General features: G+C 42.7%; 14 protein-coding genes. 5 read left to right on the forward strand and 9 right to left on the reverse strand.

All coding sequences use genetic code 11. The features are described 5' to 3' along the window. The first annotated feature begins 509 nt into the window (after positions 1 to 509). Both hemB and aroE read left to right on the forward strand, forming a co-directional pair. Entirely contained in the window at positions 510 to 1,511 is a 1,002-nt protein-coding gene (gene hemB / locus F612_RS0108335; protein WP_019557311.1) for a porphobilinogen synthase, read from the forward strand. 7 nt (positions 1,512 to 1,518) lie between these two features. Beyond that, positions 1,519 to 2,361 (forward strand): shikimate dehydrogenase, encoded by an 843-nt coding sequence (gene aroE / locus F612_RS0108340; protein WP_019557312.1) that lies wholly within the window; start codon positions 1,519 to 1,521, stop codon positions 2,359 to 2,361. A 66-nt stretch (positions 2,362 to 2,427) separates the two neighbouring features. Here aroE and F612_RS0108345 read toward each other — a convergent pair whose 3' ends face one another. Then, positions 2,428 to 2,961, reverse strand: a complete 534-nt coding sequence (locus F612_RS0108345) for a gamma carbonic anhydrase family protein (protein ID WP_019557313.1) — start codon at positions 2,959 to 2,961, stop codon at positions 2,428 to 2,430. A 200-nt stretch (positions 2,962 to 3,161) separates the two neighbouring features. Here F612_RS0108345 and F612_RS0108350 point away from each other — a divergent pair, with 200 nt between their 5' ends. Beyond that, positions 3,162 to 3,503 (forward strand): PilZ domain-containing protein, encoded by a 342-nt coding sequence (locus F612_RS0108350; protein WP_019557314.1) that lies wholly within the window; start codon positions 3,162 to 3,164, stop codon positions 3,501 to 3,503. Positions 3,504 to 3,679: 176 nt separating this feature from the next. After that, on the forward strand, positions 3,680 to 4,042 hold the full coding sequence (locus tag F612_RS0108355; protein WP_019557315.1) for a PilZ domain-containing protein: 363 nt from the start codon (positions 3,680 to 3,682) through the stop codon (positions 4,040 to 4,042). A gap of 138 nt (positions 4,043 to 4,180) precedes the next feature. Here the strand turns inward: F612_RS0108355 and gorA are convergent, their stop codons facing one another. The 6 genes from gorA to F612_RS0108385 form a co-directional block, all read right to left on the reverse strand. Beyond that, positions 4,181 to 5,536: a glutathione-disulfide reductase gene (gorA, locus tag F612_RS0108360; RefSeq protein WP_019557316.1), complete on the reverse strand. Its 1,356-nt coding sequence runs from the start codon at positions 5,534 to 5,536 to the stop codon at positions 4,181 to 4,183. A 141-nt stretch (positions 5,537 to 5,677) separates the two neighbouring features. Continuing rightward, positions 5,678 to 6,427: a glutathione peroxidase gene (locus tag F612_RS0108365; protein ID WP_019557317.1), complete on the reverse strand. Its 750-nt coding sequence runs from the start codon at positions 6,425 to 6,427 to the stop codon at positions 5,678 to 5,680. A 144-nt stretch (positions 6,428 to 6,571) separates the two neighbouring features. Further along, positions 6,572 to 7,021, reverse strand: a complete 450-nt coding sequence (locus F612_RS0108370; RefSeq protein WP_019557318.1) for a hypothetical protein — start codon at positions 7,019 to 7,021, stop codon at positions 6,572 to 6,574. A 99-nt stretch (positions 7,022 to 7,120) separates the two neighbouring features. After that, on the reverse strand, positions 7,121 to 8,293 hold the full coding sequence (locus tag F612_RS0108375) for a BaiN/RdsA family NAD(P)/FAD-dependent oxidoreductase (protein WP_019557319.1): 1,173 nt from the start codon (positions 8,291 to 8,293) through the stop codon (positions 7,121 to 7,123). A gap of 68 nt (positions 8,294 to 8,361) precedes the next feature. Further along, the gene (locus F612_RS0108380; RefSeq protein ID WP_019557320.1) at positions 8,362 to 10,047 is read right to left on the reverse strand and encodes a sensor domain-containing diguanylate cyclase; all 1,686 of its coding nucleotides are present in this window, start codon (positions 10,045 to 10,047) and stop codon (positions 8,362 to 8,364) included. Positions 10,048 to 10,298: 251 nt separating this feature from the next. Next, a complete protein-coding gene (locus tag F612_RS0108385; protein WP_019557321.1) occupies positions 10,299 to 11,057 on the reverse strand; it encodes a competence/damage-inducible protein A in 759 nt (252 codons plus the stop codon). Positions 11,058 to 11,186: 129 nt separating this feature from the next. Between F612_RS0108385 and thiD the strand changes: the two genes are divergently transcribed. Beyond that, positions 11,187 to 12,071: a bifunctional hydroxymethylpyrimidine kinase/phosphomethylpyrimidine kinase gene (gene thiD, locus F612_RS12455; protein ID WP_019557322.1), complete on the forward strand. Its 885-nt coding sequence runs from the start codon at positions 11,187 to 11,189 to the stop codon at positions 12,069 to 12,071. Positions 12,072 to 12,149: 78 nt separating this feature from the next. Here the strand turns inward: thiD and F612_RS0108395 are convergent, their stop codons facing one another. Both F612_RS0108395 and F612_RS0108400 read right to left on the reverse strand, forming a co-directional pair. Next, entirely contained in the window at positions 12,150 to 12,389 is a 240-nt protein-coding gene (locus tag F612_RS0108395) for a hypothetical protein (protein WP_019557323.1), read from the reverse strand. A gap of 55 nt (positions 12,390 to 12,444) precedes the next feature. After that, positions 12,445 to 13,446 (reverse strand): hypothetical protein, encoded by a 1,002-nt coding sequence (locus tag F612_RS0108400; protein WP_019557324.1) that lies wholly within the window; start codon positions 13,444 to 13,446, stop codon positions 12,445 to 12,447. Positions 13,447 to 13,506 lie beyond the last annotated feature (60 nt).

Raw genomic sequence — 13,506 nt, forward strand, 5'->3', positions numbered from 1 at the left:
AGTTTCAACAACCTCGATGATGAGTATTATTTTTTTTTGTAATTCATTTACGCCTTATGCCACTAAACTGTTTTTACGATTCCAGAAAGAATCACTTCCGTTAAAAACTTATCTGAAGTAAACGGTACTTAAACATCATGATTCTCGTCTATTGCACAATGTTGTTCAATCATCGAGACTCATTTACTCACTTAGAGACCTGATATACTGACTGCCGTTCAATCTGTTCGATTGATGCAGTCTCCAATGTACCTAGCTGACTCTCTGATACACCTGACTTCCTCAATGTCGGCTTTAGCGAAAAGCTGAACTTTCCACCCCTATATATTTGTATTTACAATCCCTTAATAACAGTGCGCCATTCAGTTCGAAACAGAGATAATCACACCTGATACAGATCATCCACTGCTTTATTTTTATTCGTCTGACAGATATCATTCGACACAACCCTACTCTATCTTGTAAGCTTTCTACAGCTCAGAGCAATTCACTTAAAAAGGTATCCTTCAATGCTTGATCGTCAATATCCAATTACTCGAATGCGTCGCATGCGTAAAGATGATTTTTCTCGCAGATTAATGCGTGAAAACACCCTCACCACGAATGATTTGATCTTACCTATGTTCGTGACTGAAGGCCACAATATCCGTCAAGCCGTTAGCTCTATGCCCGGTGTTGAACGATTGAGTATCGATCTTATAGTGGCGGAAGCCAAAGAGATCAGTGCACTGGGCATTCCGATGATAGCACTTTTTCCAGTCACACCTGATAACGTCAAATCACTACAAGCAGAAGAGGCTTTTAACCCGCATGGTCTTGCGCAGCGGGCAATACGTGCCGTGAAAGAGGCTTGTCCTGAGTTAGGAGTCATGACGGATGTTGCACTTGACCCGTTTACCACCCACGGACAAGACGGCATTATTGATGATAACGGCTATGTTTTAAATGATGACACCATTGATGCTCTCATGAAACAAGCCCTATCACATGCTGAAGCTGGAGCAGATGTTGTTGGACCATCCGACATGATGGATGGTCGCATCATTGAAATCCGTGAATTGCTTGAAGCTAATGGTTACGTTAATACACGCATCATGGCTTATTCAGCCAAATACGCCTCTGCCTTTTATGGCCCATTTCGAGATGCCGTTGGTTCATCCGGAAACTTAGGGAAAAGTAATAAAAATACCTACCAGATGGATCCGGCGAATCGTAATGAAGCCTTACACGAAGTGGCTTTAGACCTAAACGAAGGCGCTGACATGGTCATGGTCAAACCCGGCATCCCTTACCTAGACATCGTGCGTGACATTAAAAACAAATACAAAGCTCCGACTTACGTTTATCACGTCAGTGGAGAATATGCCATGCTCAAAGCCGCATCGCAAAACGGGTGGATAGATGAAAGAGCTGTTGTACTAGAAACCCTTCTCAGCTGTAAACGTGCAGGCGCGGACGGTATCTTGACATACTATGCAAAATTAGCCGCCATTTGGCTAAAAGAGGGTTAATTTTTTCATGACAGATTTATATGCTGTGATTGGCGATCCTATCGCCCATTCAAAGTCTCCCTTGATTCATCGACTATTTGCCGAGCAGACCTGCCAAGATATGGCTTATGAAGCCATTCGTGTTGATACAGATGACACTACTTTTGCATGGGCGATTGCCGACTTAAAAAACCGCGGATACAAAGGTATTAATATTACAGTGCCTTTTAAATTAGATGCGTTTGAGTCTGCCGACCAACTCTCGCAAAGAGCACAAACTGCACACGCAGTGAACACCTTTGTTTTTAACGATGATGGTAAAACTAGCGGCGATAATACCGATGGTATTGGGTTGGTAAATGACATCGAACTGAATGGCTTACGCCCTTTTAAAGACCAGAAAGTGCTTATTTTAGGCGCAGGTGGAGCCGTGCAAGGCATTTTGGACCCGTTGCTGGAAAAACAACCAGGCCTGGTACATATTGCGAACCGCACCGCCCAACGCGCGATCGCTTTAGGTGAACGCTTTACAACATCCACCCCTATCACAGGCAGTGGCTGGGACGATATTCCTGAAATAGCCTATGACATTATCATTAATGGCACATCCGCCAGCTTAGAGGGCAAACTTCCACCTATTTCAGACAAGTTGATTGCTGAAAACTCGCTGGTTTACGACATGATGTACGGTGACAAACCGACTGTTTTTATGGATTGGGCAAAACAAGCGCAGCCAAATTGTCAGACAATGGATGGCTTAGGCATGCTCGTAGGCCAAGCGGCCGAAGCGTTTTATTTATGGCGCGGAGTGCGCCCTGAGACCGCTTCGGTGGCTGCCGACGTGCGGGCCTTGATGACAACGCACTCTTAATTTTATTACCAGGCCTGGTAATAAAATTAAGAGTAGATAAAACAAATTAAAACGTAAAGCCATGCATTAAAGCTCTTCCGCCTGATATTCATTTTTCAGCTTCACATAGTGCGCGGCTGAATACTTAAAGAAGGCGATCTCTTTTTCAGAGAGAGGACGAGCTTGCTTCACTGGCGAGCCCATATACAAATAACCACTTTCCAACACCTTACCCGGTGGTACTAAACTGTTTGCCGCGACTAAAACATGCTTCTGTACGACGGCATTATCCAAAACCACCGCCCCCATACCAATGAGACACTCATCCTCAAGAACACAACCATGTAAGACAGCATTATGCCCCACCGTCACATCTTCACCCACGATACATTTAGAACCCGCTGACACATCACTTTGATGTGTGGTGTGCACGACTGCACCATCTTGAATATTAGAACGAGCCCCGATGTGAATATCGTTAACGTCCCCTCTAAGAGTGGCATTTGGCCAAACACTTGCATCCGCTCCTAACACGCATCTACCAATGACCACAGCACTTGCATCCACCCATGCCGAATCACCTAATTGTGGGGAAAATTCTTTATATTTTCGTATTGTCATCTTTTAAATCTCCTTAAACTGTCTAATAATCGGGTAATTTTATTCAATTACAACCGGCATGAATTCCTCTATTGACCATCTTACCCAAACCCTATAGCTTTTGTTTATACCTACCAAAAATCGTTGATAAAATAACTTCGTTGCATAACGCTATAATAGTCATAGTATTGTATAGACATGGTTTTATTTAAAGGATAAAAATGATTCAAGTGACTGGTTCTGAAAAGCGCAAGAATATCCGCATCCCTTCAAACCGTCCGGTACTGTTCATTATTAACAGTCAAAGCATATATGCAACGATGACCGACTTTTCAAAGCATGGCATCGGTTTTATCTCGAATTTTTCGGCTAAAGAGCATGATCGTGTTGAAGTTCATTTTGACATCCCGACTAGCTACTCAGGAAAAGAAATCAAAGCCTTTCAATTCAAAGCGGAAGTGAGACATTGTCTTAATTTGACTGACAAAAGCCACATTGGTGTTCGGCTCGACTTTCCGACTAAAGACTACTTACAAATATTCGATGAACTCACACCCACTTAAAAGTGTTGAACTCTACTTTGTGCAAGGTTAATATGAACAGGGGTTGGTAAAATATTCACTATTTTTTAAAGCTGACAGGGAGTTGCTTCAAAGTGATGTAGCAGACAATTTATATTGACTCTCTTCTTATGCCCCTTTGATTTAAGCCATATAAAGAAATTAGGTAACAGAGAAAAATGGATAAAATCACTCCCCTTATCGAAAACAGTGCCTTTTCGAATCGTCGTAGAGAAAATAGACTGCCTTCACATATACCTTCACTGCTCATTCAACACGACAAAGCGATCTACACGACAGTGGTAAATCTCTCTTCAACCGGCATCGGGTTTTTATCAGCGGTTAAAGTCCCTTCCGATGAAGAAGTCATGATTACCTTTGAACGTTTGGAAGCCGACGTAATGGTGCCTGTAAAGCTAAAGGTACATGTCCGCTCTTGTCATGAAGTTGATGATGAATATTATATTGGCGGCAGTCTTGTATCAAATTCCTTGAATTACACCAAGTTCTTTAAACTCATCGAGCCTCACATTGAACCTTAACGATTCGTTGTTATCCAAACTAAGGAGAGTAACTTACGCATTTACAGCCCCTAAAGATCGAACCTTCAAGTTATTAAAACCAAAAAGCCGCTCAAATTGAACGGCTTTTTTGGTTCTGAATGATCACACTCTAAAGACTTAACGCATAGTGACTAACTCTTCTGAACTAGAAGGGTGAATGGCAATCGTTGCATCTAAATCGGCTTTAGTGGCTCCCATCTGCACGGCAACGGCGAATCCTTGCAACATCTCATCCGCCCCATCACCGACGATATGAATACCAACAACTTTCTCATCTTCACCCATTACGACGAGCTTTAACGCAGTTTTGATTTGGTGCTCTGTGAAAGCATAACGCATTGGGGTAAACACTGAGGTGTAAACCTTTACATTATCACTACCATACTGCTTACGCGCATCATGCTCAGCTAACCCTATAGTACCGACAGGAGGGTGTGAAAAAATCACAGTTGGCACTGCACTTAAATCTAATTTAAGATCTGGTTTATTGTTATATAAGCGTTCCGCCAAGAAACGTCCCGCGCGAATCGCCACAGGGGTAAGTTGGGGTTGACCTGTCACATCGCCTATCGCATAGATATTATCGACCGCTGTTTTATGACAATCATCGACTTCAATAAAACCGTTACTATTTGCAGTCAATCCAACCTTATCTAAAGCTAACGGCTCTACCAAAGTTTGGCGACCTACCGCCCACACGACTTGATCAAAACCTGAAATGCTTTGTCCATCAGTACTGTAGAGGGTCAAAGTGCCATCGGCTTGACGTTCAAGTTTTTTAACCGAAAAGTGATACTCTTTTTTGCAGCCACTTTCTAACATTGCATTGGTTAGGTTTTCACGGATCATGTCATCGAAACCACGCAACACTAAATCTTTACGACTGATTAAGGTGGTATCCGTCCCCAAAGCTTGAAACACCCCTGCCAGTTCGACAGCAATATAACCACTGCCAATCACCGCAACTTTTTTAGGTTGTTCAGTCAGCTCAAAGAAGCCGTCAGAAGAAAGTCCTAATTCGGCATTTTCTGTTTCTAGAGGAATAAGCGGTATACCGCCTGGTGCAATCACGATGGTTTCTGCCGTGTAGGTTTTGCCATCGACGGAAACCGTATGCTGGTCTACAAAACTGCCCCATCCCTCCAAAACATCAACGCCTTTGTCTCGCATATACCCCTCATACCAGGTCGTGATATTACTGATATATTGCTCACGATTCTTAACAAGCTTAGCCCAATCAAAGCCTTTCTGCTCGACGTCAAAACCAAAGCTAGAAGCGTCGCGAATGGCTTCGGCGATATGAGCACCAAACCACATGACTTTCTTCGGCACACAGCCAATATTGACACAGGTGCCACCCAACTTTTTAGCTTCGACGACTGCACACTTCTTACCGTACTCTGCTGCACGCTCTACTACTGATAAACCACCACTTCCAGCACCAATCGCAATGACATCGTAATCGTATTTCATCTTATTTTTCTCCTCTATTGAGCGATCAAGCAAAACCAAAAAAGGGGCTAATATGGCCCCTTTTTGGAATAGAGTAGTTGTGACTACTCTTTTCAAAAGATTCTAGCGAAAAGCCACCAGGCCTGGTGACTTCAGACTAGATTATTTTGCTAAAAATGCTTCTAAACTTTCAGAACCACCAATAAGCTCACCTTCAATGAATACTTGAGGGACTGTATCAGCATTAGCAACCGCACGTAAAGTACGTGAAGAGATGCCGCTGTTTGAAATATTAATCTCTTCATAGCTGATGCCATTATCTTCTAACATTGCCTTGGCTTTTGCGCAGAAAGGGCAACCTACTTTAGTGAAGATTGTCGCTACTTTAGCTGGCTTTGCTTGTGGGTTGATGTAATTCAACATAGTATCTGCATCAGATACTTCAAATGGGTCACCTGGAACTTCTGGCTCGATAAACATTTTTTCAATTATGCCATCTTTAACCAACATTGAATAGCGCCATGAACGCATGCCAAATCCAAGATCTTCTTTATTGACGAGCAGGCCCATACCCTCTGAAAACTCACCATTACCGTCTGGAATTAAGCGCACATTATCAGACTCTTGATCTTTAGCCCATTCGTTCATTACAAATGTATCGTTAACGGACATACACACGATTTCATCAACGCCGTTTTCAGCAAAAACAGGGGCTAATTCATTATAGCGTGGTAAATGCGCTGAAGAACATGTTGGTGTAAAAGCACCTGGTAAAGAGAAAACCACGACGGTTTTACCCTTAAAAAGATCTTCACTGGTCACGTTAACCCACTCATCATTCTGACGAGTACGGAATGTAACATTTGGAACAGCTTGACCTTCGTGATTTGGTAGATTATTGCTTGATGCCATAGTGGATCTCCTAATTGACTATCTAAGTATAAGTGTCATCTCTGACGTGCAAGTTAGTGTATAGAACGACTAATCATTAGTAAAATTGATTCTTTTAACCATAACGATAGATTTTAACTATCAAAGTAGCCATTTCTAAGAGAATTATTGCAACGTTGACCCTTGCAAGCTGCGCATAAAGGGCTCTAGCTCATCTTTCTCTTGGGCATATTTCATTAACAGTCCCAATATTGCCTGGCTTTCATGTTGTGAAGCAATACGCGCTGCCAACTGAAATTCTTTGCCTGTTACTGCACCCTTAAATCCGCCTAATTCTAACAAAGCAGCGACCACACCAGCATTTTCAAGCAGACATGCCGCTTGCAAAGCTTTAACTGGCTCACCCGCTGCATCTTTCGCCACTTCTTGTTGAGCGGACACAAAATACTCTTGCACCAAGACCATGGTCATCCAGTAGTTCATCTCTGGATCGGCTTCACTCTCTATAGCATGTAAAAACATTTCACTTGGCTGAGTTTGATGCTTTTGTACCAGCGTTTTTACAACGCTAGAAAATGAGTCTCGATTTTCAGGCTTTAGGTTTAATAAATTCATTCAATGTCTCTTTACTTCTGTATACAGCCTTTTCCCAAGGGGAAAGGCTGATCTGTTTCTCACGCTTGTACATTCGTCGCGTTTACTTTATATCCTCTATTATACGGATAGTCCGCAAGCGACACCAGATGCCCATGCCCACTGAAAGTTAAATCCTCCCAAATGACCCGTTACATCTAACACTTCACCAATAAAATACAGGCCTGGTTGCTTGCTGGTTTCAAAGGTTTTCGAAGAGACTTCATCAGTATCAACCCCCCCTAAAGTGACTTCAGCTTTAGAGTAACCAGCCGTATTAGACGGATAAAGCTTCCAATGCGTCAGCTGATATGCATAATTTTCAATGGTTTCATCGGTCACATTCGATAAGGTGGTCTCCATAGGGAATGCCTCTAACCAAACCTGGGTAAAACGCTTTGGCCAAAACTGGTTCAACCACTTAGGCAAACTCTGCCCGGATTGTTTGAGTTTTTTCAAAACATCCAGAACCGATTCGGTTGGCAACAGATTCACTTCTATGGCCTCTCCTAATTGCCAATAGTTAGAGGCCTGTAAAATTCCTGGCCCACTTAATCCCTTATGGGTAAACAGTATCGCTTCTTGAAAAGCATGACCATTGGCGGTAACCTTCACATCCATCGACAAGCCACTTAATTCTGAGAAACGTGCCTGCCACTTACCCTCAAAGCTCAAAGGTACCAGGCCGGGTGAAGTGTTAAGAACATTCAAACCAAACTGCTTAGCAATTCTATAACCGATTCCACTCGCCTTGAGTTTTGGAAAAGATAACGCCCCGGTCGCGACGACTAATTTAGTGGCGGTCACAAAACCTTGCGAGGTTTTCAAACGATACCCCCCATTTTCAAAGGCAACTGATTCAATCTCGGTATTCAGTCGAAACTCAACCCCCGCCCAATCACATTCGGTACGTAAGATTTGAATCAAATCGGAGGCGCGCTCTGCACAGAACAGCTTACCTAATTCGCGGGTTTCGTAAGCCAAACCATGACGTTCAACCAGTTCGATAAACGCCGAGGAGGGATAACGCGACAGTGCGCTTTTAACAAAATGGACATTTTGGCAGATAAAATTGGCAGGGCTCACATCCAGATTAGTGAAATTGCATTTACCTCCACCAGAAATCCGGATTTTTGCAGCCGCTTTAGGGGCATGGTCTATGACTAAAACGGACTTACCTTGATAAGCTGCTGTTGCAGAGCACATTAACCCCGAGGCACCGGCACCGAGCACAATTACATCCCAATGAGACATGGTTACAACCTAATTTTTTAAAAACGTGAAGATCAGTATGATTCAAACAAGAAGGGCGTAGACTAACCTTAATGAGTCATTTCATCAAAAAACTTAAAGCCTTTTCGACCGTTTATTTTAACATCATACAAAGCCATATCGGCATATCTTACCAGCGTTTTACGATCCCTTGCATCCTGGGGATAAACTGAGACTCCGATACTCAACGAAACCCCTACGGTACCCGCATCGGTTTCAACAGGCTCATCAAAAGCCAGCATGATTTTATCCAAAACGGTGGTCAATCCCTTCTTATCTGCTATCCCTTCTATGATCAGAGTAAACTCATCCCCCCCTAATCGAGCAATCGTATCAGATGCTCGCAAACACACTCCCAAACGATCTGATACGGCGATTAAGACCTCATCACCGGCCTGATGACCCAAGGTGTCATTAATGCTTTTAAATTTATCAATATCAATAAAAACGACCGCCATTTGTGCCGATAAGCGTTCATTACGTTTAATGGACTCATCTAAACGATCATAAAAAAGTCGGCGATTCGGCAGGCCAGTAACACTATCGTGGCTGGCTTGATAGCTCATTTTTTCAGCTTGCTCTCGTAATTGATCTTGCAATTGAATAAGTGAAGTGATGTTATGTGCCGACTCCACCACCGAAGAGATCTCTCCTTGCTCATCAAACATGGGCTTTACGACTAAATTCACATAGTGATCGACCCCATCATGACTATCACTATGATTGTGAATAACAGTCACTTCCTGTTTCGTCTTTAAGACCTCTTTTAACGGGCAGGGATGGTCAACACCGTCACAAGGCGTGGAACGGTGGTGCGACACCTCGTAACATTTTGGATTCTCTGAATCGGCGATCCATTCACTCTGCATTTGTAAACGGGTAGCTTGATTCATCCACTCTAGAGAGTAATCGGGACGAATGACCATAACCTCATTAGACAGGCCATCTAACATTCTTTGAACATAGGCATGCTGCTGTTCTCGTTCATATTGCAGTGCTTTTATATCAGAAATATCTCGTACCACAGAAACGTACTGTAACTGACCATCTATCTCTAATAACTTAACACTGATATCAGCAGGATAGAAAGAACCATCGGCCCGCTTCTGGAGTGTTTCAAAACAGACTCGATTCACGGGTGAACTCTTCCGGCTTAAAGGTGCAATCAACTGTTCAAATTCTGCCAGACTCATCTCTGGCTTGACATCTAAAGGCGTAAGCGTGAGTGCGGTTTGCATCGTAATGCCACAGCTCTCCAAAGCGATTGCATTTAAGTAGGTAAACTTGAGACTAATACGGTCAAAAACATAAATTTCAGCACTGCTTTGACTCACGACACTGCCCAACAACGTATTGTAATGTTCAGCGGCTTTTAACTCGGTTATATCAATAATCGTACCTAGATAATATTCTGCCGCACCATTCTTGTTCCGCTCAATCGTCGTTCGATCATCAATCCAACGCACCGCACCTTGTCCATCAAAGATCCGATACACTTGACGAAAATCACTCATGCCTCTTTGGGTATAGTTCACGACCTCATCCATAACCCGTTCAACGTCGTCAGGATGAATAATGTCGACATATCGCACTCGTCCGCTAGTGAAATCAGTATAACAATAGCCAAACCTATCGATATTTTTTGAGACAAACTCGACCGGCCAGCCCTCTTTAGCTTGCCAATAAAAAATAACCGCTTGACTGTTATTAATGATTTTTTCAATTCGTTCGTTCATAAGCACTTTTGTCAAATTTGAGGATAACTAACTGAAGCTAGAGATTTTTACATGAGCAAGACTTTACATAAAGCACACCAGAACCCATAAAGGATCGCGTAATATACCCTTTATTGTCTATAAAATTCAATAAGTTATTTTGTAAATGGACAAAGCTTCCTTCTTTATGTCGCTATCAAGCCTGAAGTTTAAAATCCTTAACATAATGACTTTTAGCCACAAAAATAGAAATGAATACCCCTATGCTCCTTTTATAAAACTGGCAACCATTCACTTTTCCGCCTTTGGGCTTCGGCAACCAAAGCCTCGTAACCTTTTAAAACGTCTGACTCATTGCCTTCTACCCCTAGCTCAATCGTACGTTTATCCTCTTCACTAATGCTTGGTAAACTAAACAAGCGTAAGTTTGGAAAGGTCAATTCAAATTGTTGCATAAAATCGACCCACTCTGACTCCTGGCCATTCATGAGGCGAATGGCTTTTTCAATCGTAGGGGGTTGCTGGTAATCGACATAGTAATGATCTAATACCCACTCCATCATCGGCTTAGCCATCATAGGAAAGCCGGGCATAAAATGGTGATTTTGAATAGAGAATCCAGGCACACGGTTATAAAAATTAGGGATGATAACTGCGCCTTTTGGATATTCCGCCATGTGAATCCTTTGCGGATAAGCATCTTCTCCAAACTGTGCTTCAATTTCAGCGACAGCCTGGGAGTGTCGTTCAATCGGTAAGCCTAGCGCTAAAGCAGCACTCTGCCGAGTTCGATCGTCAGGAGTGGCGCCAATTCCTCCAAAACAAAACACCACTCCTTCCTGTGCAAAACTCTCTCGCAGGGTTTGGGTTAGGAACTCAGGTTCATCTCCCAAAAGCCTCACCCAATTTAATTGCAAACCGCGCGGATGCAATAAAGCATTGGCCTGAACCAGATGCTTATCTTGGCGCTTACCAGAGATGATTTCATCGCCAATAATAATCAAGCCTATTTTAGGTTGCTTTTTCATCATCTCTTTGCTCTTATCATGCTATTTTAGAAAGCTTTATATTGGCAACTATTCGGTAAAAATAGGTCACCCTATTTATCAGTTTATGCGCTTTTTTCTGAATAATCAAAAGATAAGCAGTATCATGACATCATGAAAAAATCACCTGTTCAAGCCTTACCAACCATACTCAGCATTGCCGGATCCGATAGTTCGGCGGGCGCTGGACTGCAAGCCGATTTAAAGACCATTCATGCCTTGGGAGGTTATGCGCTGACGGTGCCTACTGCCATTACGGCACAAAATAGCTTAGGTGTTGCAGCTGTTTATCCACTCGCCCCTGAGATAGTACGCCTTCAATTAGAAACCCTGCTTGCTGACTATCATATTCAAGCCATTAAAATTGGCATGTTAGCCAACTTAGCCATTTTAAAAGTGGTGATTGAATGTTTGCTACAACACTCCAAAATACCGGTGGTATTAGACCCTGTACTGATCAGTAGCAGTGGTCGTGCATTATTGGAAACGCAAGCTTTACCGCTGTTTATAACTCAACTGCTGCCTTTAGCCACCGTTGTGACACCTAATATTCCTGAGATTAATACCCTGATTCAGGCGGCGATCCCTTCTCAACCACACCATGCTTTTATGGGTAAAGCGGTTGAAGTACCAGCAATAGCGCAGTGTTTATTTGCTTTAGGAGTGCAAAGTATGGTGATTAAAGGTGGGCATAGCGTTGAAACGGAAGCGATTGATTACTTGGTGGTTCCGAATGAAAAAACGCCGGATCACCCCACAATCCAACGCTATTCAAGCATACGATTAGAAACATCCAATACACACGGTACAGGATGTACGTACTCATCTGCGATTGCGACAGAACTGGCAAAAGGCCAGACTTTACAACAAGCCGTAAAAGAGGCCAAGAGCTATCTGTTTAAGACGCTTGAAAACGCCCGAATAGCTCAACCGAATCAATTGAAAGAGAAATCAAGCGCTGAGCCTGAGAGAAAAGGGGTGTTGAATCACTTTGCTTAGTACGAAAAGTAGACCGTCAATGCCATTGATGGCCTAACGAAACAAGTAGCGATATGGTGTTGTCCAGCTTATAGTGATTTACTCCACCTTCTCACGCACAACCTCTTTAGCTTCCGTTAAGGTCTCATTATCTTCACTGACCACATCAATCACATCCTGCATCTGATCGCCGGTTTCCATCAATTTATCAACGGCTGACTGTGTATACTCTAAGGCTGAAACCGCGATGTCACGGCTACCAAACCAATCGAACATAATGGCAAATGCCAATAACGTAAACAGCCAAAGAATAATGCTGATCTTGCCAAATAAATTCATTTTAAATTTTTCCTATCGTGTTGAATCAGAGTTATAGTGTTTCACTAAACGCATATTAGTGCTTTTCTAATAAAAACGCACGTAAGTTTTCACTAAGGGAGTCAGCCATTTTAGCCAACGCCTGACGCTGTGCCTGAGACTCATTGTCTGCCATTTCAGACAGCGTTAATTTAGCAGAGACAATTTTAATGTTAAATTTCGCTAATAAAGCGATTCTTGCGTCAAATAACCACGCACCACTGACGTCATTTTGACCCTCGCTATCCAACTGATAATCCAAGATAAAATCCGCGGGCTTTGCTGTAAATATCAAAGAATACTGTTCCAAAGAAGTGATCAAATCCGATTCAAATTCCCGACCTTCACGCACTAACGCTTTCATATTGAATGTCAATCCAGTTGCCAATCGACTGATATGCTGATCCAAAAAAACAACTAGACGACTGTTTTTTAACGGAGGAGGTTCAACACCATTCAGCTTTAATAGTTGGAGCAAAATGCGACGCTCTTCAATATTGTACAGTGCAGGCATGAGTCGTTTAAGTTGTTCAAAATGGTTACTTTTTGAGCTGATCCTTAGATATTTGGTGAGCTCCTTATCTAACATCTGTAACCTAGCAGAGACTTGAAGAGTGAGTCGCTCTGGTAACCACTCTACCACCACATTCAGCTTGTTTGACTGCACACTGCTCTGAATATCATGGGGCTGTAAAAGAGGTAGCATGAGCAATTTATCTCTAATTGCGGTGCGCAATTGGCTTTCGAGAATCGTTTTTTTCGACACATTATGCGCGGGTTCCAAGAAAAGTCTGCGCAGTACACTTATCTGAATAAACGCCAACTTTTGTGCACGACTCCCCCCCTCTGAAAGCACTTTTAAGTGCGCAAACAACTCCGGTGACTCCGTGGAATTCACTGTCACACGGATGTTCGCCTGAACCGATGAGCTCCAGACCATAAACGACCACAGTGCAATCAAAACCAAGACCGTTAAAAATGGTGCATGACACACTTTTTCATTGTGCGCTTTTGGTTGTGTAGAAACTGTATGTTGCACTACTTATCCTCTGTAAATTTTTTTAACATGATACCCTATCTTAAGCTCGTGAATTTAATT

This window comes from Thiomicrorhabdus arctica DSM 13458 (assembly GCF_000381085.1).
Taxonomy (GTDB): Bacteria; Pseudomonadota; Gammaproteobacteria; order Thiomicrospirales; family Thiomicrospiraceae; genus Thiomicrorhabdus; species Thiomicrorhabdus arctica.